At 65.9% G+C, this 22,673-nt stretch carries 21 protein-coding genes; 12 read left to right on the top strand and 9 right to left on the bottom strand.

Annotated features, from left to right (window positions below; translation table 11 throughout):
* Positions 1–33 precede the first annotated feature (33 nt).
* Complete coding sequence (locus tag EDE12_RS08795; RefSeq protein WP_024879854.1) at positions 34–1,614, top strand: glucan biosynthesis protein D; 1,581 nt, start codon at positions 34–36, stop codon at positions 1,612–1,614.
* Positions 1,615–1,619: 5 nt separating this feature from the next.
* Here EDE12_RS08795 and EDE12_RS08790 read toward each other — a convergent pair whose 3' ends face one another.
* From EDE12_RS08790 to EDE12_RS08780, 3 genes are all read right to left on the bottom strand, one after another.
* A complete protein-coding gene (locus EDE12_RS08790; protein WP_026598549.1) occupies positions 1,620–3,002 on the bottom strand; it encodes a glycosyltransferase family 1 protein in 1,383 nt (460 codons plus the stop codon).
* A 415-nt stretch (positions 3,003–3,417) separates the two neighbouring features.
* The gene (locus EDE12_RS08785; RefSeq protein ID WP_024879852.1) at positions 3,418–4,029 is read right to left on the bottom strand and encodes a copper chaperone PCu(A)C; all 612 of its coding nucleotides are present in this window, start codon (positions 4,027–4,029) and stop codon (positions 3,418–3,420) included.
* A 68-nt stretch (positions 4,030–4,097) separates the two neighbouring features.
* On the bottom strand, positions 4,098–4,661 hold the full coding sequence (locus EDE12_RS08780; protein ID WP_024879851.1) for a hypothetical protein: 564 nt from the start codon (positions 4,659–4,661) through the stop codon (positions 4,098–4,100).
* A 245-nt stretch (positions 4,662–4,906) separates the two neighbouring features.
* On the opposite strand from EDE12_RS08780, the gene EDE12_RS08775 reads away from it, so the two are divergent.
* Positions 4,907–5,383: a helix-turn-helix domain-containing protein gene (locus EDE12_RS08775; protein WP_024879850.1), complete on the top strand. Its 477-nt coding sequence runs from the start codon at positions 4,907–4,909 to the stop codon at positions 5,381–5,383.
* A gap of 76 nt (positions 5,384–5,459) precedes the next feature.
* Here EDE12_RS08775 and EDE12_RS08770 read toward each other — a convergent pair whose 3' ends face one another.
* Complete coding sequence (locus tag EDE12_RS08770) at positions 5,460–6,158, bottom strand: hypothetical protein (protein ID WP_024879849.1); 699 nt, start codon at positions 6,156–6,158, stop codon at positions 5,460–5,462.
* Between the two features lie 217 nt (positions 6,159–6,375).
* On the opposite strand from EDE12_RS08770, the gene EDE12_RS08765 reads away from it, so the two are divergent.
* On the top strand, positions 6,376–6,822 hold the full coding sequence (locus EDE12_RS08765; RefSeq protein ID WP_245267295.1) for a hypothetical protein: 447 nt from the start codon (positions 6,376–6,378) through the stop codon (positions 6,820–6,822).
* A 26-nt stretch (positions 6,823–6,848) separates the two neighbouring features.
* Here EDE12_RS08765 and EDE12_RS08760 read toward each other — a convergent pair whose 3' ends face one another.
* The gene (locus tag EDE12_RS08760; RefSeq protein WP_026598547.1) at positions 6,849–7,886 is read right to left on the bottom strand and encodes a polysaccharide deacetylase family protein; all 1,038 of its coding nucleotides are present in this window, start codon (positions 7,884–7,886) and stop codon (positions 6,849–6,851) included.
* A 173-nt stretch (positions 7,887–8,059) separates the two neighbouring features.
* On the opposite strand from EDE12_RS08760, the gene EDE12_RS08755 reads away from it, so the two are divergent.
* Positions 8,060–9,202, top strand: a complete 1,143-nt coding sequence (locus EDE12_RS08755; protein ID WP_026598546.1) for a GNAT family N-acetyltransferase — start codon at positions 8,060–8,062, stop codon at positions 9,200–9,202.
* Between the two features lie 2 nt (positions 9,203–9,204).
* Here the strand turns inward: EDE12_RS08755 and EDE12_RS08750 are convergent, their stop codons facing one another.
* Positions 9,205–11,412, bottom strand: a complete 2,208-nt coding sequence (locus EDE12_RS08750; protein ID WP_024879844.1) for an exopolysaccharide transport family protein — start codon at positions 11,410–11,412, stop codon at positions 9,205–9,207.
* Positions 11,413–11,661: 249 nt separating this feature from the next.
* Here EDE12_RS08750 and EDE12_RS08745 point away from each other — a divergent pair, with 249 nt between their 5' ends.
* The 8 genes from EDE12_RS08745 to EDE12_RS08710 all read left to right on the top strand — a co-directional run bounded on the left by EDE12_RS08745 (position 11,662) and on the right by EDE12_RS08710 (position 19,222).
* Positions 11,662–12,231, top strand: a complete 570-nt coding sequence (locus EDE12_RS08745) for a polysaccharide biosynthesis/export family protein (protein WP_024879843.1) — start codon at positions 11,662–11,664, stop codon at positions 12,229–12,231.
* Between the two features lie 8 nt (positions 12,232–12,239).
* Positions 12,240–13,469 (top strand): glycosyltransferase family 4 protein, encoded by a 1,230-nt coding sequence (locus EDE12_RS08740; RefSeq protein ID WP_024879842.1) that lies wholly within the window; start codon positions 12,240–12,242, stop codon positions 13,467–13,469.
* Positions 13,470–13,485: 16 nt separating this feature from the next.
* Entirely contained in the window at positions 13,486–15,003 is a 1,518-nt protein-coding gene (locus EDE12_RS08735; protein ID WP_026598544.1) for an undecaprenyl-phosphate glucose phosphotransferase, read from the top strand.
* A gap of 234 nt (positions 15,004–15,237) precedes the next feature.
* Positions 15,238–15,612, top strand: coding sequence for a DUF423 domain-containing protein (locus EDE12_RS08730; protein WP_026598543.1), 375 nt, complete (start codon positions 15,238–15,240; stop codon positions 15,610–15,612).
* Positions 15,613–15,689: 77 nt separating this feature from the next.
* Entirely contained in the window at positions 15,690–16,082 is a 393-nt protein-coding gene (locus EDE12_RS08725; protein WP_245267285.1) for a response regulator, read from the top strand.
* A 171-nt stretch (positions 16,083–16,253) separates the two neighbouring features.
* Entirely contained in the window at positions 16,254–17,087 is an 834-nt protein-coding gene (locus EDE12_RS08720; protein WP_245275856.1) for a DUF2865 domain-containing protein, read from the top strand.
* A 208-nt stretch (positions 17,088–17,295) separates the two neighbouring features.
* A complete protein-coding gene (locus EDE12_RS08715) occupies positions 17,296–18,342 on the top strand; it encodes a GSCFA domain-containing protein (RefSeq protein WP_026598541.1) in 1,047 nt (348 codons plus the stop codon).
* A gap of 1 nt (position 18,343) precedes the next feature.
* Complete coding sequence (locus EDE12_RS08710; protein ID WP_026598540.1) at positions 18,344–19,222, top strand: WcbI family polysaccharide biosynthesis putative acetyltransferase; 879 nt, start codon at positions 18,344–18,346, stop codon at positions 19,220–19,222.
* Between the two features lies 1 nt (position 19,223).
* On the opposite strand, the gene EDE12_RS08705 is transcribed toward EDE12_RS08710, so the two are convergent.
* From EDE12_RS08705 to EDE12_RS08695, 3 genes are read right to left on the bottom strand one after another with little or no spacing between them, the layout of a single operon-like run.
* Complete coding sequence (locus EDE12_RS08705) at positions 19,224–21,518, bottom strand: ComEC/Rec2 family competence protein (protein ID WP_245275754.1); 2,295 nt, start codon at positions 21,516–21,518, stop codon at positions 19,224–19,226.
* Between the two features lie 40 nt (positions 21,519–21,558).
* Complete coding sequence (locus tag EDE12_RS08700) at positions 21,559–22,287, bottom strand: cytochrome c biogenesis protein CcdA (protein ID WP_026598538.1); 729 nt, start codon at positions 22,285–22,287, stop codon at positions 21,559–21,561.
* Complete coding sequence (locus tag EDE12_RS08695; protein WP_026598537.1) at positions 22,287–22,670, bottom strand: thioredoxin family protein; 384 nt, start codon at positions 22,668–22,670, stop codon at positions 22,287–22,289. The genes EDE12_RS08700 and EDE12_RS08695 overlap by 1 nt, the downstream gene beginning before the upstream one ends.
* Positions 22,671–22,673 lie beyond the last annotated feature (3 nt).

Raw genomic sequence — 22,673 nt, 5'->3', positions numbered from 1 at the left:
ACAAGCGCTTCCCCGCCCAGCGAGGTTCCCCGCATGATCGACGACACCGATCGCCGCTCCTTTCTCAAGGCTGCGGCGGCTACAGGCGCGCTCGGCGCATTGGGCGCCGACGAGGCCGAAGCCCAGCCCATTCCCGGCCGTCTCGATCTCGGGCCGGCGGAACCCTTCTCCTTCGAGCGTCTGAAGGAGACCGCGCGCCGCCGCGTAGCGGAGCCCTTCCGGCCGCCGAGCCAGCCCGATCCGGAGATCACCTCCAAGATCGACTACGAGGCCTGGGGCAAGATCAGCTACGACACGAATTACGCGCTCACCACGGGCGCCGGCCGCTTCCCGGTCGAATTCTTCCACCTCGGCATGTTCTTCAAAAAGGCCGTGCGCTTCTATGCGGTGGAAGGCGGCGAAGCGCGCGAGGTGCTCTACAACCCCAAATATTTCGACATGCCGGAGGATTCGATCGCCCGTCGTCTGCCGCCGGGCGCGGGCTTTGCGGGCTTTCGCATTCAAGAGCCCAAGGACGGCCCGCTCGACTGGCGCAAGAATGATTGGGTCGCTTTTCTCGGCGCGTCCTATTTCCGCGCCATCGGCGAATTGCGCCAATACGGGTTGTCGGCGCGCGGCGTCGCGCTCGACACTTGGGTCTCCGGCCGGCCGGAGGAGTTTCCCGATTTCACCAATGTCTATATCGGCACGGAGACAGAAGACGGGCTGCCGCTGCATCTCCTGCTCGAAGGCCCCTCCATCGTCGGCGCGTTTCGCATCCTGGCGAAGCGCGGCAAGGGCGTTACGATGGACGTCGATTGCTCGCTGCATTTGCGCGGCTCCTTCGAGCGTTTCGGCATAGCGCCGCTCACCTCCATGTATTGGTTCTCCGAGACCAAAAAGCCCACCGCCGTCGACTGGCGGCCGGAGGTGCATGATTCCGACGGCCTCGCAATGTGGACCGGCCGCGGCGAGCGTCTGTGGCGCCCGCTCAACAATCCCGATCGCGTGATGGCTTCGGCCTTCGGCGACGAAAATCCGAAAGGCTTCGGCCTGCTGCAGCGCGACCGCAATTTCGATCATTATCTCGACGGCGTTTTCTATGACCGCCGCCCGAGCGTGTGGATCGAGCCCAAAGGCGATTGGGGCAAGGGAACGATTCAGCTCGTCGAGATTCCGACCGACGACGAGATCCACGACAATATCGTCGCCATGTGGGTTCCTGCGAAGCCCGCCGTTCCCGGCTCGTCTTTCGACTTCTCATATCGCCTGCATTGGCTCGCCGACGAGCCCGATCCGACGCCGCTCGCGCGCTGCGTGGCGACGCGGCTCGGCAATGGCGGCCAGCCCGGCAAGCCGCGCCCCAAAGGCGTGCGCAAATTCATGGTGGAGTTTCTCGGCGGACCGCTCGCGCGCCTACCCTTCGGCGTGAAGCCGGAGCCGGTGCTCTGGTCCTCGCGCGGAAGCTTCTCCTACATCTACACGGAAGCTGTGTTCGACGGCGTGCCGGGACATTGGCGCGCGCAATTCGATCTCACCGTCGATGGACATGATCCCGTCGAGATGCGGCTCTTCCTCACGCATAAGAACGAAGTGCTATCGGAGAACTGGCTCTTCCAATATCACCCGTTCTGAGGGCCTCAGCGCGCCTCCACGGCGACGTTTTCCGCGAGCCGCGCGGGATAGTCCCCCTCGCGCAGAATGCGCGCCAGCGCCTCCGCGGAGCGGCGCCAGGACAATATGTCGCAGGCAGGCGCAGCGGGCGGAGAGGTGAGCGCCTCCTTCAACCGGGCGAGCAGAGCGTCGCTGTCGCCCGGATCGAAATAGGACGCCCAGTCGCCGCCGACCTCGCGAAACACGGGAATATCGCTCGCTATGGCGCGCGCGCCGAAATGCGCCGCCTCGACGAGCGGCAGGCCGAAGCCTTCGGCGATGGAGGGAAACACGAGCGCATGCGTGCGCTCGTAGAGATAGCGCAGATCGGAGTCGCTCGCGCCGCGCAGCCAGAACAGGCGACGGCCGAATTCAGGATGCTCCAGAATACGCCGCTCGAGCGCGCGCACATTCCAGCCTTTCGAGCCGACGATGACATAGCGGACATCGGCGCCCTGCTCCCACCAGCGATCGAAGGCGCCGAGCGCGACCGCATGGCCTTTGCGCGGCTCCAGCGTGCCGACGCTGAGAAAAAGCGGCTGTCCTCCCGCCGCCGCCTCGACGGCGTGCGGTGACGGCGTCTCGTCGCCGGGCGCGCGAAAATCCGCGCCGAGCGGCCACCAGCCGAGCCGCAAGCCGCGCTTGCATGGCAGCCCACGCTCCCGCGCATAGGCCTGGAAATCATCGATGACCGCCTTGGAGATGCCGACGATCGCGTCACTCTCGCGAATGAGGAGATCGAACCATTCCACAAAGGCCCGATGCGCGGAATTCGTCACCACGGAGGGATAGAGGATCGGAATGAGATCGTAGAGGCAGCCGATCGTCTCGCCGCCGGCCTGCGCGACAATTTCGATCATTCGCGAATATTCCGCCGTGAGATGCCAGCCGGCGTCGAGCAGCAGAAATTTATCGCCGGCGGCCGGCGTCACCTCGTCTGGAAGATTGTCATGTGTGAAATGGGAAAAGAGCCGCCCATCCTCCATGAAGACGGGAATTCCGGCGCCGCTCTCGACCATCGCGCGCGCGATCTCGCGAACGACACGCTGAATGCCGGTGCGGCCTATGGTGCGATGTGTCGCCGTCATATCGACGAGCAGCCGCGCCTGCATCGCAGGCGGCGGAATATCACCGACGAGCGCTGTGCGCCACGCGCTCGCCTTATCGTCGCTCGGCTTTCGCCATACGCCGTCATGCAGGCGGCCGAGGCCGAACAGGCGCGTCACCGTCCAATAAAACTCGCGGGCGCGTGCATAGACGAACTTGGTGACGTCGTCGACCTCGCTGCGCGCGAGCTCGTCGATCTCCGCCTTCATCTCGTGCAGAAGAAAGGCCTCTATACGGCCATCGCCCGACGTTCTTTCGACCATATGCTCGCGACCTCGCCTGTGATGGTCGCGGACAATAGCGGCACGATCGAGCTAATCCAAATGCGCATTCGGCGCGCGTGGGCCGCCGAATGCGAGGACGCCGGCCGTGATCGCTGACGGATCGCGACCGGCGTAGCGCCAGCGAGAGTGTCCCGCTCAGCCCCCGTGGGAAATGATGGGGGCGAAATGAACCAAGGTGATGATCAGCGCGATCGCGCCGATGAACCACGCCAGAGACTTGACGATGTCCTTCCCAGAGGTCTGCAGAGCCATTTTCTTCTCCATTGGTACGCCGCCGCTCGTTGTTTCGAATTGGCTGCGTGCAGAGGCGTCAGGGGTCGCAGCTTGACCTATCGAATGGCGACATATTGCGTCGCGCGCAAGTTAATTTTTCGAGCAGCGTCGGGAAAAGGGCTTACTGCTGCGCCGGCTGCGGCTCGCCGACGCCCGGCTGCGCCTCACCCCGGCCCTTGGGCTCCTCATGGCCCGAACGATGGTCCTCGGCCGGCGCTTCGCCGGCCTGTGGCGTCTCATGCGCCTTCTCCCATCTCTCCATTGCTTCCGCATCATGCGCATGCGCGGCGTCCGGCGCGTCGATCGCCGCGTCGATGAGCAAATCACCGGCCTTCTCGAACACCAGAGTGAGCTCGAAGCCCCAGCCGACGGGGTTGATTTTCTTTATGCCCGAGAGATGGACGAAGGAGCCGCCGGGTGCGAGCGTCACCTTCGAACCATTGGGAAAGAAGATCGCATCTGCCGCGACCGCGAATTGTGGAGCGACATGCAGATCGAAGCCGCCGATCTCGGAAGATTTCACCCCGATGAGACGATCGGCGGCGTCGCCGCGATTATAGACGACCATGAACAGATTGGCGTCGCTCTCGCCGTCGCGTGGCGCGCGCAGCCAAGGATGCTCGACCTTGATGCCGCCTTTTTCATATTCATGCGCGCTCGCGCGAGAGAGGCCGCTCGCAGCCAGCGCAGCGCCTCCGGTCAAAAACAGAACGCGCCGTCGATCGATAGACATGCCCGCCTCCCTTTCGGCGCGCCGCAGGATCGCGGCGTCGCGCACAATGACGAAAGAAGCCGCCGCGATCACGCTCGCGGCGGCTTCGCCTTGAAAGAGTTTTTGTACCAGAGTCCGAATCCGACCAGTCCCAGCGCCGCAAAAAATGTCGCGATGGTGATGTTGCGGCTCTCGGTCTCGCCGACGGAGAAGGGAAAGCGCGAGACATATTCTTTCGTCCCGTCGTCGGTCTTCGCCTTCACCAGGCCGATGAACTTTCCCTTGTTCTTGAAGTCGTATTCGAAGTTGAGCGTGCCGGTGCGATATTTCTTCGCCGGCACATAGGTCTCTGTGTTCTTCTCGAGGTTCTCGTCGTCGCTCGCCTGACCGACGTCGCGCAGAATGCGGATCTCCAAATTCATGTCGCGCAGCTCATCCTGCACAGCGTCGAGCACGATGATGGTCGGGCCGACATCGGGAATGTCGTCGCAGAATTGCTCGCGCGATTTCAGCGGCTGATAGCCAGTGAAATTCATCTGATCGGGTCCGATCTTCATCTTGCATTGGCCTTCGTCGATGCTGACGCCGCCATGCGCCTGCGCCTGCGTCGCCATGCCGACGAAAATCGCGGCGGCAAAAAATCGAACGATCATGTCTCTCTCCCGATCGCGCGTCTTTAAAGGGGCGCGCTTTTCCCCGAGCGCCGCCGCCGCATCGGCTGCTCATCGTGACACGATGAATATAGATCGTATAGCGATATAAATGCAAGCGCGCGCGCCCGCTGCGCCGCCTGGCCGCGACGGTCCCGGGCGGAACGCCTTGACCCCGCGCGGGGCGAAGGCCATCATGGGCGCTTGGCCGAAGATCGCGGGCAGCGAATCCGAGGAGAATGAGAAAAATGTCGACGGCGCTCGAGAGCCGCCCTCAGGAAGCCGATGACGACGGCCGCCCCTCCGAGGAGGAGCTTCGCGCGCTCGCCGATTTCCGCTATGCGCTACGGCAATTTCTCGCCTTCAGCGAGCAGGCGGCCGCGGATGTCGGCCTCACCATGCAGCGCTATCAGGCGCTGCTCGCCATCAAGACGTTTCGCGAGGGGGCGCATATCAGCGTCGGCGAGCTCGCCGAGCAATTGCTGATCCGCGATCACAGCGCCGCGGAGCTGGTCTCGCGTCTCGAGCAAGCCAAGCTCGTCAAGCGTAAGAGCGATCCTCTCGATCGGCGCCGCTCGCTCATCGTGCTGACAATGCTCGGCGACCGCCGGCTGGCGCAGCTCGCTTTCGTGCATTTGCGCAAGCTGCGCGCCGACAAGAACGCCTTTCTGCATCTCTTCGACACGCAGGCGGACAGCCTGTCGCAGGATCCACCGACGCGCTGACGCAGCGCGCTTCGTCATGCCCACGACGACCCCCGGAGCCGTGCTTCGTCACGGCTCCGAGAGACGAGCGGCCGGATCAGGACTGCGACGACGACCACGGACGCATGAAGCTCAGCACCGTCGCGCTCAGCGTGCTGCCGGTGAGCACGACCGTCGCGCCGAGCGCCAGCAGAGCCACGAGATTGAGCACGAGATCATTGGTGTTTCCCGCGACCGCGAGAACGCCCAGCACGATCGCGGCCAAACCGGCCAGCGCCTGAATGCCCGCCGAGCCAGAGGCCATCTCGCTCGCCAGAAACTCACCGCCGACATTCTGCGACTGCACGGCCTCGCTCTTCGCCTGCGCATGACGCAGCGTGTAGAGATGCCACACGGCGTTGCTGCTGAGCACGAGCGCCGTGCCGAAAGCAATCGTCGCGATCGGAGTCAGCACGCCGGAATTGATGCCGAGCAATGAGAGAACGCCGAGCACAATTCCCGCCGCTCCCACGAGGAAGACGGCCGAGAGGCTGCCGCCTCCGAAATGCTCGAAATTCGCAGTCTTCGCGCCCGCTGGGAAAATGATCTGCGCATATTCCGACAGCATCGCGCCGCCTTGAATGAGCAGAGCGACGCCGAACACGATCGTCGCTATGCCGGCCATGAGCGGCGGATTGACTCCGGCGAGCCCACACACGGCGAGGACAATCGTTGCGATGCCTCCCACCGCATCGACGAGGCCGCCATAGACTGCGGCGTTTTCTTGCGCTGTCGCCTCTCGGAAGGTCATGGACATGAGGATCTCCGTTCCTGCAGCCCGTCCTGCAACCCCGCGAAGCATCTAGTCGCGCTGTCCGAGCCGGCAAGAGCGACGATCGCGCCCGTCGACGCGAGCGTCGCCATATCGGCGCCGACAGCGGAAAGCCGCAGGAACCAATCTTCGTCGAATGTGTTCAGTCGAGTCGGGGATTTGTTTTGTCGGGCGAAAGACCCCATTGGCGACGGAGGGCGTGATGAAATACAGAACTCTCGAAGAAATAACGAAACTTGCAGGCGTCGAGCCTGTCGAGGCGAAGCGTGAGCAGGCGTCGCTGCGTCGCGCGCGCTTGGAGCGGCTCGCCACTCTCATCGAAGCGCATGTCGGACGCATCCGCCTCTTCTCGATGATGGAATATGTGCCCGTGAAGGAGCGCGTGAAGCTTCGCCAGGACGAGTCGCCCTTGTCGATCGCCTTTCGCGACGCCGCCTTTCGCGAGGACGGCTTGAAAGGCGACAAGCTCGGCGATGCGATCGACTTTTTCCAGCTCTCCATGCGCGAGGCGCATCACATTTTCTGCGATTGCAATTATTCCGGCGCGATCACGCCCGGCGCCGTCGCCGCTCGCGCACGTTCCGTCGCGGAGAAGAAATCGCTCGGCGAGTTGTGGCGCAGCTTCACGCAGCGTCTCGGCCTGGCCTGACGAGGGACAGCGTAGGTAAGCGCAGATCAGGCCGCCGTCACGCGGCGGCCTGCGTTCATCAAAACGAATGGCGCGCCGGACAGGAGAATGTCCAGCGCGGCGAGCGACTGATGCCGCCCATTCACCGAGAGCCGCGGCAACGCCATGAGATGCTCGCGATGCTCCGGAAAAATCATGCCCGGACGCGTCGTCACAGCGCTGGCGAAGCCGAGCCGCGCCGCCAGCTCGAATTCTCGTCGCGCCGCCGAGGTCGGATCGCCGACCGGATAGCAGAAATGCGGGACCGGCCGTTGCAGCTCGGACTCTATCCGCAGCCGGCTCTCCGCCATCTCATAGATCGCGGCCGCGCAATCCACCTTGGCCAATCGCGCATGCGTCACCGAATGCGCGCCGATCGTCGCCAGCGCATGAGCGGACAGCGCGCGCAGCTCGTTCCATCCGAGGCACAGACGCCGCGTGAGCGCGTGAGGCTCGATCCGCGCCTCGGCGGAGAGAGCGGTGACGACGCGCAGCAGCTCCGCCTCGTCGCCGGCGCGCAGCTGCGCATAGACCTCGGCGAAGGCGAGGCGCTTCTGCGCCGCCGTCGCCGCCGCGCAACAGATACGCTTGCCGCCGGCGATGACGTCGAGACGATCGAGGCGTCGGATCGCCTCCTCCAGCTCAACCCACCACAGCCGCGCGGAAGCGTCGGCATAGCCCGCGGTGAGATAGAGCGTGAATGGCGCGTTATGGCGCTCCAGCACCGGCAGCGCATGCTCGACGAAATCGCGATAGCCGTCGTCGAAGGTGAGAACGGCGAAGGGCGCTCCCGCCTCGCCGGCGCGCAGCCGCGCGAGCGCCGTCTCCAGCGAGACGATCTCGACGCCGCGCTGACGCAGCCGCGCGATCAGCGCGTTCAAAAATTCCGGCGTGATCTCCAGCGGCTGATTGGGCTCGAAAGCCTGCTCGAGCCGTGGCCGCACGCGATGGAACATCAATATCGCGCCCAGCCCGCGCGTGTAGGGCTCGGCGAGGCGGTGCGCGCCGCTCGCGCGGAAGAACTCCATGCCCGCCTCTATGGCCATTCGACGCCATTTCGTCACAGCCGCCGCGCCTCCCCGCGCATTTCTTTTTCTGCCGCACCATCTCGAGGTCTCGTTGACCTTTCCTTGCTAGTGTCGCGAAGAAGCGAAAACATCAGCAATGCGGCGACGATATGGTTAACGCAAGAACAGAGAATTTCAGAGAAGAAAGCCTCATGGAGCTGTCGCGACCGGAGACCTCCGTGGATGAAATCTCGCTCGACGTCTTCTCCTCCTTCGAGGCGGCGCGCGCGGATTGGGAGGTTCTGTTCGCCAATGCGCCGGCGAGCGCCTATCAATCTTTCGGCTTCGCGCTCGATTGGTTCGAGACATTCGGACGCACGCGCGGCCTCACGCCTATGATCGTGGTCGCGCGACATAGCGAGGGCGTGCGTCATGGCGAGGGCGCACGCCCTCTCGCGCTGCTCGCGCTGGCGACGTCGCGTCTCGGCCCTTTGCGGATCGCGCAATTTCTCGGTGGCAAGGAGAGCAATTTCAATCTCGGCCTCTTCGCCGCGGATGCGCGTCTCGACGCCGCCGCGCTTCGCACGCTGCTGCGCCGCGCCGCGCGCGCGGGCGGCGTCGATCTCTATCGTCTCGGCAATCAGCCGCAGGCTTTCGAAGGCGTCGCCAATCCGCTCGCCCTGCCCGGCTCGAGCGCGAGCCCGAGCTTCGCCTATGGAACGAGCCTTCCCGCGACGGCGAGCGAGCTCGATGCGCGCTTCTCCGCCGACGCGCGCAAGAAGCTGCGCAAGAAGCAGGCGCGGCTCGAGAAGATGGGCGCGCTCGTCTTCGAGCATTGCGCGACGGGCGCGCGGGCGAGAGAAATTCTCGAGGCGCTGCTCGCGCAAAAGGCCGAACGCTTGCAAGATCCCTCCTTTGCGAGCGGCGCCATGCGCGATTTCGTGCTCGGCCTGTGTGGCGGCGCGCTCGATGTCCATGCGCTGACGCTGGATGGACGCATCATCGCGACCTATGCGGGCTTCATCCATCGTGGACGCTTTTCGGCGATGCTCAACTCCTTTGTGGCGGAGGAAGAGATCGCGCGCTCCTCGCCCGGCGATCTGCTGCTGCATTCGCTGCTGCGCGATCTGCTCGCGCGCGGCGTCGCACGCTTCGATCTCGGCGTCGGCGAGGCGCGCTATAAGAACGCTGTCTGCGACGAGACGATCGCGCTCGTCGACACGCTCGTTCCGGCGACGCCGCTCGGCGCGCTCGCGGCGCCCGTGCTTTCCGCGCTCACGCGCGCCAAGCGCGCGGTGAAGCAGAACCCGCGTCTCCTCGCCACGCTCACCGAGCTGCGCCGCCTCGCGCGCTGATTTTACGCGGCGGAAGCGTCGGCGGGAGCCGTCTCATCCTCGAGCAGGAAGGCGTCACGCACGCCGGCCTGCGCCAGCTCGTCTATGACCGCCTCGGCCGCGCGCTCGGAGCCGCTCACCAGAACGATATCGAAGGATGGCGCGAGGAACATGGCGCGATCATAATCGCGCGTGGCGAAGACGATGAAATCATAGGTCTGCGCCAACGCTTCCAACACAGGCTCGGCGTCCTGATCATATTCCGCCGCGGCGCGGCCGCCCGGCATCACATGCAGACGCGAATCCGCGTCGCGATGAATGGCCTCGGCGAAGGTCGCGGCGCCGCTCGAGAGATCCGCGAGGCCGAGCGGCCGGGCGCGATCCACATCGGGGATCAGGCGATCATAGAGCTCGCCGCGCTCCTGCGCATCGGCAGCGACAATGATGGCGAGACCACGCCGCGCGAGCGCGCGCGACAATGTCACCGCGCTGTCGAAACTATGCTCGGCGTCGGCGCAGCCGACCATCAGAACCTTTACCGAGAGCGTCGCCATGCGCGCCGCATCGATCTTTCCGACAACGCTGGATCGATAGGCGCGCGTCGTCGATCTGCTCTCGAGCTTGGGCGTGCGCGCCGGCGACAGACGCGTCCGCGACTCGGCGGCGAGGCTCGCCATCGGCGGAGGCGGCGCCTCCTCCTCTTCGTCTTCAGGCTCCACGAAGATCGGCTCGCGCCGATTGGCGGCGGCGATGCGAGCCTTCGGCGGCGTCTCCAGCTCCTCTTCCTCGCGTTCCTCGAGGCGCGGAGCCGGAAGCGGCGCCGTGCCGCGCACGCGCGCGCGGCCGCTCAGCAGCTCGATCGCGATGATCGATCCGGCGGAGAGAACGAAAGCGGCGATCGTCGCAAAGGCGGTGATCGGAACCTTCTTCGGGAAGGACGGAATGGGCGGAGCGACGGCGCGCTGAATGACGCGGGCATCGGCTGGCGAGGCCTTCGGCCCGTCGCGCGCCAGCGCCTCCTGATATTTGGCCGAATCCGCCTCGAGCTGATCCTTGAGCACGCGCGCGGCGCGCTCGAGCTCGCGCAGCTGCACCTCATCCGCGCCCGCGGCGCCGGCGACGCGCTTCTGCTCATCCATCGCACGCGCGAGATTTTCGACGCGGGCGGAGGCGATATGCGCCTCATTCTCCAATGTGCGCGCCGTGCGCTCGGCGGCGCGGCGCCAATCGGCTTCGAGATCGGCGAGCTGCGCCTGCAGCTCCTTTATGCGCGGATGGCCGGGCAGCAGCGTGCGCGATTCGAGCGCGAGCTGAGCGCGCAGCGACACGCGCTGCTCGCCGATTCGGCGGATCATCTCATTATTGGCGACGTCGGGAATCTCGCCGACGCGATTTTGCCGCAGCATGTCGCGCACCAGCCGGGCTTTTGCCTCGGCGTCGGCCTGCGCGGTGCGCGAGATGGAGAGCTGATTGGCGAGATCGCCGAGCTGCTGCGTGGCGATCGTCATATTATTCGTGCCGGCGAAGAGGCCGGAGCGCGAGCGGAACGCCTCCACCTTGGCCTCGGCCCTGGCGAGCCGCTCGCGCAGATCGGCGACCAACGGACTCAGCGATTGCGCGGCGTCGCGGGCGTTCTCGCGCTTCGCCTCGCGCTGAATGTCGATATAGAAGGAGGCGATGGCGTTGGCGGCGCGCGCCGCGAGATCGGGATCGCGCGCGGAGAATTCGATCTGCAGCACGCGCGTTTTCGTCGGCGAGAGCACGAGCAGCTTGTCGAAATAGGCGTCCAGCATGCGCTCTTCCGGCGCGAGCTTGGAGGGATCGCGCGTCAGCCCCAGCATCACGCCGATCTTCGTGCCGAGCCCGAGGCCATTGGCGATCGGATCGAATTCGGAATTGCCCTGCAGATCGAGCGATTTCAGCACGCGCCGCGCGAGATCGCGCGAGGTGAGCATTTGAATCTGGCTCTGCACGGCCTCGGCGTCGGGCGCTGCGGCGGGGTCGGCGCGCTCCTTATCGGCGCGCGTCAGATAGCTCTCTTGATTCTCGAGCAGCACGCGCGCCTCGGCCGTGTAGCGCGGCTTGACGATATTGACGAAAGCCAGCGCGCCGAGAAAAGCGGCGAGCGTCACGCCGATGACGATGCGTCGACGCCGTGACAAGGCGCCGGCGATCTGCCCGAGATCGATCTCGCCGGTCGAGACATCCCCATGCGAAATCTCGCGCGACATCTCACGTCCCATCTCGCCCCGGGGGCTCCCCGCGTCATCGTGAGGGTGGCCGAAACTCATCTCGCGAACTCCATTTGGCGCATGGACCTTGTACCGAGATTATGGTTTCCGCGGGGTTAACCGCGGCGAGACGGCGCCATAGAAGAGGCGACGCCGCGACCCGCGACGATCAGGCTTTGTTAACCATGAGCCGTTAAAAATTTCCGCCGGGACACGTTCTTAAGCTGTTCCTCGAGCCCGAGATTCTAAATGCCGAGATATGGCTTTCTCCTGTTCTGGCTGATGATGTGCGCGACATTGTCGGGATGCGCCCTGCCGGGCGCCTATATTCCAGAGCTTTTGACCTCCTCGACCGAGGAGCCCTACACGCTCGCGGCCGGCGATCGGCTGCGCGTGATCGTCTTCGGCCAGGACGCGATCTCCAACAGCTACACGGTCGACGGCTCCGGCCATATTTCGATGCCGCTCATCGGCATCGTTCCGGCGGCCGGCCTCACGACCCAGGCGCTGCAACATGAAATCGCCGCACGTTTGCGCAACGGATTCGTCCGCGATCCTCGCGTCTCGGTGGAAGTCGAGGCGTATCGTCCCTTCTTCGTGCTCGGAGAAGTGATGAGCGCTGGACAATATCCGTTCGTCGAGGGTCTCACCGTGCAGAAGGCGATCGCCATAGCCGGCGGCTTCAGCCCGCGCGGCTATCAAGGCGAGGTCGATCTGACGCGCGACTACGGCGGCGGCGTTCCGGTCACCGGCCGCGTGCCTTTGCTGCAGGCGGTCCGGCCGGGAGACACGATCACCGTTCGCGAACGGATTTTCTAAGAAGAAAGATGCGCGAGAATCGGCAGAGCCAGACGAGCGACGACGAGAGCCCCGGACGGCTGCGCATCGTGCATGTGATGCGCGCGCCGATCGGCGGACTCTTTCGTCATGTCGTCGATCTCGCCTGCGCCCAGGCGGCGCGCGGACATGCTGTCGGCCTCATCGCCGATTCCTCCACCGGCGGCGAGCGCGCGGAGGCGACGCTGCGAATGCTCGAGCCTTCGCTGGAGCTCGGCGTCACGCGCTTGTGCATGCGCCGACTGCCGAGCTGGAGCGATCCGATCGTCGCCTTTCGCATCGCCACGGCGCTGAAGCGGCTCTCGCCCGATGTCGTGCACGGCCATGGCGCCAAGGGCGGGCTCTATGCGCGCCTGCCGGCGCTGCTGCCGATGTTTCCGACGCTGCCGCATCCGCATGTTCGCGTCTACACGCCGCATGGCGGCAGCCTCCATTACGATCCGGACGCGCTCGTCAATCGTCTCTATCTCTCGGTGGAGAAAGCGCTGGAGCGCGTGACCGATTTCATCCCCTTCGAGAGCGCCTATGCGCAAGAGCGCTTCGCCAGAGCGATCGGCTTCTCCGGCTCTGTGACGCGCGTCGTGCCCAATGGGCTGCGGCCAGAGGAGTTCGAGCCGCTCACGCCGATCCCCGACGCCGCCGATTTTCTCTATGTCGGCGAATGGCGCCGCTTCAAAGGCGTGGACACGCTGATCGAGGCGCTGTCGCTCATTCGCGACGCGACCGGCGAAGCGCCGCGGCTCGCGCTCGTCGGCTCCGGGCCGGACGAAGCGGCTCTGCGCGCTTGCGCCGAAAGGCTCGGGATGAGCGAGCGTCTCTCTTTCGCGCCGCCCATGCCGGCGCGCGAGGCGCTGCGACTGGGGCGCATATTGGTGGTGCCGAGCCGGGCCGAGTCACTTCCGTATATCGTGCTCGAGGCCATCGCCGCGCGCATGCCGCTCATCGCCACCAATGTCGGCGGCATTCCAGAGATTTTCGGCGAGCACGCGAATCGTCTCGTCGAAAGCGACGATCCGGCGGCGCTCGCGCGCGCGATGATCGCCGCCAGCGGCATGGATGAGGAGGCGCGGCGCCGCGCCGCCGGCCAGCTCGCTGAACGAGTAGCAGAAAATTTCTCTTTGACTGCAATGGTCGAGGCCGTGCTGCGTGGATATCGCGATGCGCTGGAGGCCGCCGGACATCGCCGCGCCGCGGAGGCCGTTCTGCCGCAGCGAGCCTGATGAGTGGAGTAACGTCATGTGTGCTTTCGCCCTACGCGACATCAAAGCGGCCGCGCCGGCCAATGATGATAGTCGCGTCGCCTCGCGGCTGGCGGAAATCTCCGCCGATGCGCGGCCGATTCCCGCCTATTCGCCGGTCGTGCTGGCGGGCCTCGTCCGTATCCTCGAATTCGCGCTGATAACGGCGGCCGGCTTCGCTGTGCATCGGCTGCATGTCGCGCCCGGCTATGGCTATGGCGTCGAATATTTCATCGTCATACCAGGAATGGCGCTGCTCGCGGTCGTCGCGTGGCAGGCGCTCGATCTCTACACGCCCGCCGCCTTTCGCACGCCCATCGGCCATGGGCTCAAGCTGGCCGGCGGCTGGACTCTGGTCTTTCTCGCGGCGCTCGCGGCGATCTTCTTCCTGAAGCTCGACAACGCCCTGTCGCGCGTCTGGCTGCTCGGCTGGTACGCCGGCGGGCTCGGCGTGCTGGCGGCGGAGCGCTTCGCCGTCGCCGCCGTGGTGCGCTCGCTGACGCAGCAGGGCAAGCTCGACCGTCGCACCGTCGTCGTGGGCGGCGGCCCGGCGGCCGAGCCCGTGCTACGCGCGCTCGCCGCCTCGCAGCAGGACAGCGATCTGCGCATATTGGGCGTGTTCGACGATCGCCGCGACGATCGCTCGCCGGATGTCGTCGCCGGCTATCCCAAGCTCGGCACGATCGACGATCTCGTCGAATTCGCGCGCCACACGCGGCTCGATCTCGTGATCTTCACCCTGCCCATCTCGGCCGAGACGCGCCTTCTGCAAATGCTGCGCAAGCTCTGGGTGCTGCCGATCGACATTCGGCTCGCGGCGCATACCAATAAGCTGCGCTTTCGCCCGCGCTCCTATTCCTACATCGGCAATGTTCCGGTTCTCGACGTCTTCGACAAGCCGATCGCCGATTGGGACGTGCTGATCAAATCCGCCTTCGACAAAATCGTCGGCGCGTTCTGCCTTCTGCTCTTCGCGCCGGTGATGGCGGCGGTGGCGCTGGCGATCAAGCTCGACTCGCGCGGCCCGGTGCTGTTCCGTCAGACGCGCTACGGCTTCAACAATGAGAAGATCGAGGTCTATAAATTCCGCTCCATGTATGCGGACAAGCTCGATCCCGCCGCAGCCAAGCTCGTCACCAAGGGCGATCCGCGCGTGACCCGCGTCGGCCGCTTCATCCGCAAAACCTCGCTGGACGAGCTGCCGCAGCTGTTCAATGTCGTGTTCCAGGGCAATCTTTCGCTGGTCGGCCCCCGCCCCCACGCCATGCATGCGCGCGCCGCCGAGCATCTCTATGACGAGGTGGTCGACGGCTATTTCGCCCGCCACCGCGTCAAGCCCGGCCTCACCGGCTGGGCGCAGATCAATGGCTGGCGCGGCGAGACCGACACGCCGGAGAAGATCCAGAAGCGCGTCGAATGCGATCTCTATTACATAGAGAACTGGTCGATCCTGCTGGATATGTACATTCTCGCGCTCACGCCGATCGCGCTGCTGAAGACCGAAAACGCTTATTGAGGGGAGCCTCGCCGCGCGAGGCTTTCGCTCTTTTCTCCCCGCCCCGAAACGCGAGCCCTCGAGGCTCGCTCTCATCCCCGCGAAAACCATCCGATTGATCCATGCGCCAGCGAGGCCTATCCTGGCCTTCGCCGACGCGCGCGGATGCGATTCCCCGGAGCGCCCGAACCTGATCCATCACATCAACATGAGCAGAATTATCGTTATTCTGCTTGTATTTAGATCGCGAAGTTCATGCAGCGCCCGAGCCTTCTCATCGTCTTTCTCGCTGCGCTCTCGGGCGCGGCGGGCGTCGCGCTCGCGGCCGCGAGCGCGCATATTTCCAACGCCGCCAATCTCGAGACGGCGAGCCGCTTCCTGATGATCCATGCGGCGGCGGCGCTCGGCCTCGGCGCGCTGCTGGCGGCAAAGCCGCCGCTCGCGCGCTGGCTCGGCGGCGCGAGCTTCGCCCTCATCGCGGGCGTCGCGCTGTTTTCCGGCGACCTCGCCGCCCGCAGCTTCACCGGCGATCGGCTGTTTCCTTATGCGGCGCCCATCGGCGGCTCGCTGACGATCGGAAGCTGGCTGGCGCTGGCGGTCTGGGCGCTCGCCGCGCTGCGGGCGAGGTAGCAGCCCGCGCTTTCCCGCTCTGGACAGGAGGCCGGAATCGACCTCACCCTCGCGAGCGTGGGGGCGAGATGGGGAAGATGGAACAATGGAGCGCGGAGGCGGCGCTCGGTCGACGCGTGCTCGTCGTCGAGGATGAGCCGCTGATCGCGCTCGCGCTCGAGGAGACGCTCGCCGAGCATGGCTTCCGCGTCGTGGCCTCGGCCCAGACCGTCGCCGTCGCATTGCGGAACATCGCCAGCGCGCAATTCGACGTCGCTCTGCTGGACCTGTGCATCGGCGCCGAGAGCGTCGAGCCGGTCGCCGACCGCCTCGCCGCAATGGGCGTTCCTTTCGTCTTCACGACCGGCTATGGCCGCTCGGCTCTGCCCTCGGCCCACGCCACGCGCCCGATCGTCGAAAAACCCTTCCGCACCGAGGCGCTGATCGCGGCCCTGGTCGCGGCGTCGCGACGCGCCGCGCAAGACGCCTGAGGCAGAGACGGCGAGATACCGAGGACCGGACGGCTTGTCTCTTGCGATCACGCTCCATGTAAGGGGGAGTTGCCTCAAAACGGGTGCCGCGTCATGTCTTCGCGTAAAAGCGGCGATCGGGGATGCTCCCGACGTCGCCTCGCCGCTCTCGGCGGCTTGGTCTTGGGCCTGGTGATCGCGACGCTCGAGCCTTCTTCCGCATTGGCCCAGGATTTCTTCCAGCAATTGTTCGGCGGCGGAGGCGGCGGCTATTCGGATTATGGCGGCGCGGGCGGCTATCAGAGCTATCGCCGCCACGGCCACGCCCGGCGCCATGGCGTCGCCCAGCAGGAGCGCCGCGCCTATGTCCCGCGAGACCGCCGGGGCGAGCAGCCCAGAGCCTCCCGCGGCGGCGAGCCGGAGCGCTCCGTCTATACGGAGACCGCGGCCGGCGGACGCTCCTACTGCGTGCGCGAATGCGACGGCTATTTCTTCCCCGTCGGCCTCTATTCGAGCGCCAATGACACGGCGAGCCATCAGCGCGCCTGCGGGCGCCTCTGCCCCGGCGCGCGCACGACGCTCTATGTGATGCGCGGCGGCACCGACAAGATGGAGGACGCGGTGGCGGCGCGCGGCGGCGCGACCTATGCGCGGCTGATGGCCGCCCTGCAGCGCAAGAACGAGGGCAAGGCCGAGGGCGAGAAGGACAAGGAATGCTCCTGCCACGCCGGCCAGACCAATGAGAGCTCGATCGAGGCGATCTATCTCGACCCGACGCTGCGGCGCGGCGACGCCGTGATGACGACCCATGGAGTCGAAATCTTCCACGGGGCCAGCCGCTATCCTTATTCGAAGAGCGACTTCCGCCCCCTCGCCCGCTCCCCCGATCTCGACGAGCCGATCCGCCGCCGCCTCGCGGCGTTGGAGCGCGCCAGCAAGCAAGGCCGGCCGAGCCTCGAGCGCCGCGCTGCGCGGCCGGTGAGCGAGCGCCGCAGCCAGTCGGGCGGGCGCGAGCCGCGCGACTGACCCTTCCCCCGGCCGACCAGCGACAATCCGGATAAAAAAGGCGAGCCCGATTGCGGGCTTGCCATCGTCCTCCGGTGTCGATATGCCCAACGCACCGCACAAGTCGGGACGATGCGCAGCGGCGGCCCTTGCTATCATCTCTTTCGAACGTCGGCCATTGCGGCGCCGAGAGACGACCGGGTCGCCACGACTTTCATGAGGTGATCCGATGGGCAATCCATATGCGACGAAGGGGCCTTCCCAATTCTGGCGCACGGCTGTCGCCGACCTCGCTCCCGAGGATGTCAGCCCGATCCCGCACAAAAAATTCCTCATCGGCGAGGAAGACCGCATAGCGACCGCGGGCAGCTGCTTCGCGCAGCACGTGTCCCGCTACATTGAGGCGATGCCGGGCGTCCGCTTCCTGCAGACCGAGGCGAGCCCCGCCGATCAGCCGGTGTTCTCGGCGCGCTATGGCAATATCTACACGGTCGCCCAGCTGCGCCAGCTGCTGCTCGAGGCCACCGGCCAGCTGAGCCTGCCGCCGCTCGTCCTGCCGCGTCCCGACGGCCGCTTGGTCGACGCTTTTCGTCCGACGACCTATACGGAAGGCTTTGCGAGCCCCGAGGATGTCGCCGCCGCGCGGCGCGCGCATCTCGAGGCGGTGCGCCGTGTGTTCGCCGATTGCACCGTGTTCGTCTTCACGCTGGGACTCATCGAGGGCTGGACGACGCCGGACGGCCAGTTCGTTCTGCCCATCCACCCCGGCGTCACGACGGATGATCCGCAGGCCGCCGCCGCCCTCTTCCATCGCTATTCCTATGAGGAGGTGAAGGCCGATCTCGAAGAGTTCCTGGCCGGGCTGCGCAAGATCAATCCGGGCGCGCGCGTCATTCTGACGGTCTCGCCCGTGCCGCTCACGGCGACCTACACCGACGAGCATGTGCTGTCGGCGACCGTCTACAGCAAGTCAGTGCTGCGCGCCGTCTGCGGCAGCGTCGAGAGCTCTGTCGAAAACGCCTATTATTTCCCGTCCTACGAGATTATTTCCAGCCATTTCAACGATGGGAAATATTACGACAGCAATAAGCGCACCGTGCCCGAAATCGGCGTCTCCCACGTCATGCGCGTCTTCAAGACCGCCTATTTCGGTCAGACGCCGGAGCCCGTCGCACCGCCCCCGAAGCCGGCCACAGAAAGCAGCGTGCTGAACCAGTCCTATGCGGGACGCATCATCTGCGACGAAGAGAAATACGGCACGAACATAGGGTTCTGAGATGAAGGTCATCGTTGTTTCGAACTGCGCGACGTCCACCTATTACGAGGTGGTCCTGACGCTGTTCCCCGATTGGACCATCAAGGCCGCTGGGTTCAACGAGGCGGAACGATGGCTCGAGACCGGCGAGAAGCCCGAGTTCGAGAAATATCTCAAAGAGTGTGATCTCTATATCGGCTGGCCGCTCGACGGGCTCCGCCTGGCGAGCGTGCTCAATCCGAACGCCGAGCGCGTGATCATTCCCGAAATCAATTTCCGAGGCCTGCATCCAGACGTCGCCATGCTGGACGGCTTCTGGGGTCCTTTCAGCGAGGGCGCGCCGCACACACAGACCTCTCTGATCGCGCTCGGCGCGAAGGCGATCGGCAAGACGGCGGAGGAGACGCAGGCGCTCTTCCGCGAGGACGTCTATGAGAGACTGGGCTATTTCGACCTGTACAAGTCCGAGCGGAGCCGCGTCGTCGCAGAATTCGGCAAGTATGGCATTCGGCTGGAAGACGCGTTCGACTTTTGGGAGACGCAGCGCGACTTCTTCTATATCTGCCACCACCCTCGCAGCTTCGTTCTCGTCGACATCACTCGGAACGCTCTCAGGGGGCGCTTTCTCGACGAAGAAGCATTCGCCCGCTCAGAGTCGCTGCGCAGCACGCAACCCGATAGGCTCGCCATTTCGGAAGTATGGCCCGTCTATCCCGAAATCGCGCATCGCTTCGGGTTCGAGGGCGGCTTCACCTGGCTCAAGCAGCCCCAATATGCGCCTCGCGAAATGTCGCTGTCCCGCGTGATCGACATCATCTTCGAATCGCTCGGCAGAATGGACGACGCTTGGAAGTCCGTGCCCTTCATCGCCGAATGCGCCAAGACGCTCGAGAGAGTCTAACTCAGTTCAGCCGCTCCTCCTCCTCGAGGAGCGCCTCGGCGCCGGCAGGCGATGCGCTCGCCGCCTTCTGTTTCGGCGCGCGCGACCAAGGCCGGTCCTCGCCCGGCGAGCGGGCAGTTCGCCATTCTACTCGCTCGCCAACGAAGCGCAGGGTCGCCGCGCCGGTCTCAGCGAGCTTGCGGCGATCGAGAAGGATAGGCGCGCCGCAGCCTTCGGGCGCGTAGAAGGGCGCGATGACGATCGCCGCGCGGGCGCAATCTTCGATCAGCGCCTTGCGATCCGTCACCAGCGCGACGGCGCGGCCATCGATCGCCTTGGCCACGCAGCCGAGATCGTCGCAGGAGACGCCGCCACGGGCGTCGGCCGGCGCTCTTGTGTCGGCGTCGGCGCGCAGCCATTGCTCTCCGACGAAGGAGAGCTTTCCGCGGCCGAGCAGCGCCAGCTCACCGGAGGGTAGGCGCAGCGCCGCGGCGTCGCCGCCGGGCGCCACGGCGAGATCGAAACCCTCTCCGCTGGCGGCGCCGAACAGGCCGAGCATGGCGAAGGGAATAGCCATCGCCCGGAACAGCCATGTCCGCCACAGCACGAGCGACAGAACCGCGAGCGACAGGAAAATAATCGCGAAAGGCGCGAAGCTCTTCACCGGCAGGCTGGCGCCGGGCGCGGCGCCGATGAGCCGCGCTATGGCGGTGACGAGATCGATGCCGAAGCCGACATAGCGCCAGACCGGGCCGTCAAGGCCAAAAGGATAGAGAAAGGCGCCTAGCAGCGCCCCTGGCACGGCGAAGAATTCGATGATGGCGAGCGTCAGCGGATTGCCGATCAGCACATAGGGGCTCAATTCGTGAAAATCACCGGCCATGAAGGAGGCTGTCGCCGATGTGGCGCAGAGCGTCGCGAAGATCGGCGCCGCCGGCCCGCGCAGCAATAGCTCGCCCAGATTCTCGCGCCAGCGCGCGAAACGGGAGGGCGTTCGGCCGAAAGCAGGCGGCTCGCGCCGACGCTCGATGAGCGCGCCGCGCGCCTCATAGACGGCGACCAGCGCCGCCACTGCGGCGAAGGAGAGCTGAAAGCTCGCTCCGAGCAGCGCCTCCGGCTGGAAGGCGACGATGAAGAAAACTGCCAGCGCCAGATTGCGCATGGACAGCGACGGCCGATCGAAGAGCACGGCGATCAGCATAATCGTCGTCATGATGAGCGCGCGCTCCGTGCCGACGCGCGAGCCCGTGCCTATGTCGTAGAGAACGGCGCCGACGATGGCGACGCCGGCCGCCCATTTCTTTATGGGATAATTCAGCGCCAGCGTGCGCGAGAGCGCCAGCAGCCGACGCAGCCCGACGAAGAAAATGCCGGCGACGAGCGTCATCTGCACGCCGGATATTGTGATGATGTGGAATATGCCGGCGCGGCGGATCAGCTCTTTCGCCTCCTCGCTCAGAAAATCGCGCTTGCCCGTCACCATTGCGGCGGCGATGGCGCCGGTGTCGCCGCCGAGCGCGCGATAGACCCGCGCCGCCAGCGCATTGCGCAGCCGATCGACGGCCGCGAAGAAGCGCAGCGACATTGACGCGGGATCAGGCGGCGGCATGACGTCGATGCGGCCGAGCGCATTGCCGACGCCCCCTAGCCCGGCGAAATAAGCGTCGCGCGAGAAATCATAGCCGCCCGGCAGAGCGGCATGGGCCGGCGGCAGCACGCGCGCCTTCAGCGCGATAAAATCGCCGGCCGAAAATTTCGCCTCGCCCCGCGTGGTCAGCCGCACGCGAAACGGCGCGACGTCATTGGGCAATCCTTCCGCGCTGGCGAGGCGCAGAATGAAGCGCGCGCCATTGGGGCGCGGGTCCAGCTCCTCGACGAAGCCGGTGAGAAAGCCGACCCCGGCGCGTGAGACGATTGGCGCATCGACGCGCGCGGCGCGCCAGACGGCGGCGAAGAAGCCGCCCGAGAGGCAGGCGAGCAGGAGAAGCAGAGCGCCCGCCCTATGCGCGCGCAGAAGGATGGCGAGCGCCGCCAGAATGGCGAGGCCCGCCGCAGAGAAGGCGAGCGAGGGCTCGCGATCGGCCACGAAATAGAGAAGGACGCCGGCGCCGGACGCCACCGGCAGCCACAGAAACGGCCGCCGCAGCGCGATTTCTTCTTCCAGCGCGGCGCGGGCGGCGTCGGCGAGCGACGCGAAAGCGGCCGAAAAGGCGGGGCGTATGACGCCCCTCGCCCGATCGGCCGCGCCGGCGACGGCTTTCGCGCTCCAACTCACCAAAGGCCCCGGATATCGCAGCTCGAGCAAGGTCGAGCTCATGCTATATCCGAAACCACCGAGCGCGCGAGCGCCGCGACGATCAAAAACGCGTCGTCAGTTCGGTCAGCCATTCCGGCGAGGCGGCGACGAGGGCCGCCTCCAGCGGCTTGTCGAGCCCGGTGGCGATCATGAGGCCGATGGAGGCGAGCGTCGCGCCGAGCGCGCCCTTGCCCCATTTGCCGCCAACGAGCAGCGACTGCCGCAGCCGCATGGCCAGCCCCCGCGAGACGGCGCCGAGCGCGACCAGAGGCAGGCCGGCGCCGAGCCCGAAGAACGCCATCACCAGCCCGACCTGGCCGAGGTTTTGGCCCTGAGCCGCGAGCAGCGAGGCGGCGCCCAGAGTCGGCCCGGCGCAGGGACTCCACACCGCGCCGAGCAGCAGGCCGAGCGCCAATTGGCCGCGCAGCCCATGGGTCGAGAAGCCGGAGAAGCGCCGCTCGATCCAATCGGCGACCGGCCCGCCGGCGGCGGCGATCCTGACTTGCAGCGCCGGCGCCGCCAGCAGCACGCCCAGCGCCACCATCAGCAGCGCCGCGCCGAAGCGCAGACTATCGCCGTCTATCCCCGCCCCGAAGCCGATGAGCGCGAGAAACAGGCCGATGGCGACGAATGAGGAGGCGACGCCGAGCGCCAGCGCCGCCGGCCCGAGCTTGTGCTCGGAGGCCGCCGCGCCGAGAATGATCGGCAGCAGCGGCAGCACGCAGGGCGAGAGCGTGGAGAACAGCCCCGCCAGAAAGGCGAGGCCGGCGCCGGCGAGATCGACCGTCATCACAGCGCCTTGTCGAGCAGCGCTCCAATCGAAGAGGCGCTGGTGTCGCCGACCGAGCGGCCGGTCTCGCTCTTCCCCTTGAAGACGATGAGCGTGCTCTGCGTCGTCGCGTGGAAATCACGCAGCGCGTCCTTCTGGCTGTCGAAATCGACCTCGAACACCTGCAGCGTTCCGAATTTGGGATCTTTGCCGAGCTTCTCGAGGATCGGCTGCTGCGCCTTGCAGGTAGGACACCAGGGCGCGTGAATCTCGACGAGGATCGGCTTGCCGGCCGTTTGCGCCGCCTCGAAGCCTTGCGGCGTGAAGGCGTGCTTCTCGGCGGCGAAAACGGGCGTCGCGAGCAAAGCGGCGGAACAAAACGCGGCGGCGAAGCGCAGTTTCATGGG

The sequence above is a fragment of the Methylosinus sp. sav-2 genome, from assembly GCF_004366495.1.
GTDB lineage: Bacteria > Pseudomonadota > Alphaproteobacteria > Rhizobiales > Beijerinckiaceae > Methylosinus.
Note: the sequence above shows the minus strand (reverse complement) of the source record. Positions and strands in the feature narration are given on the sequence as shown.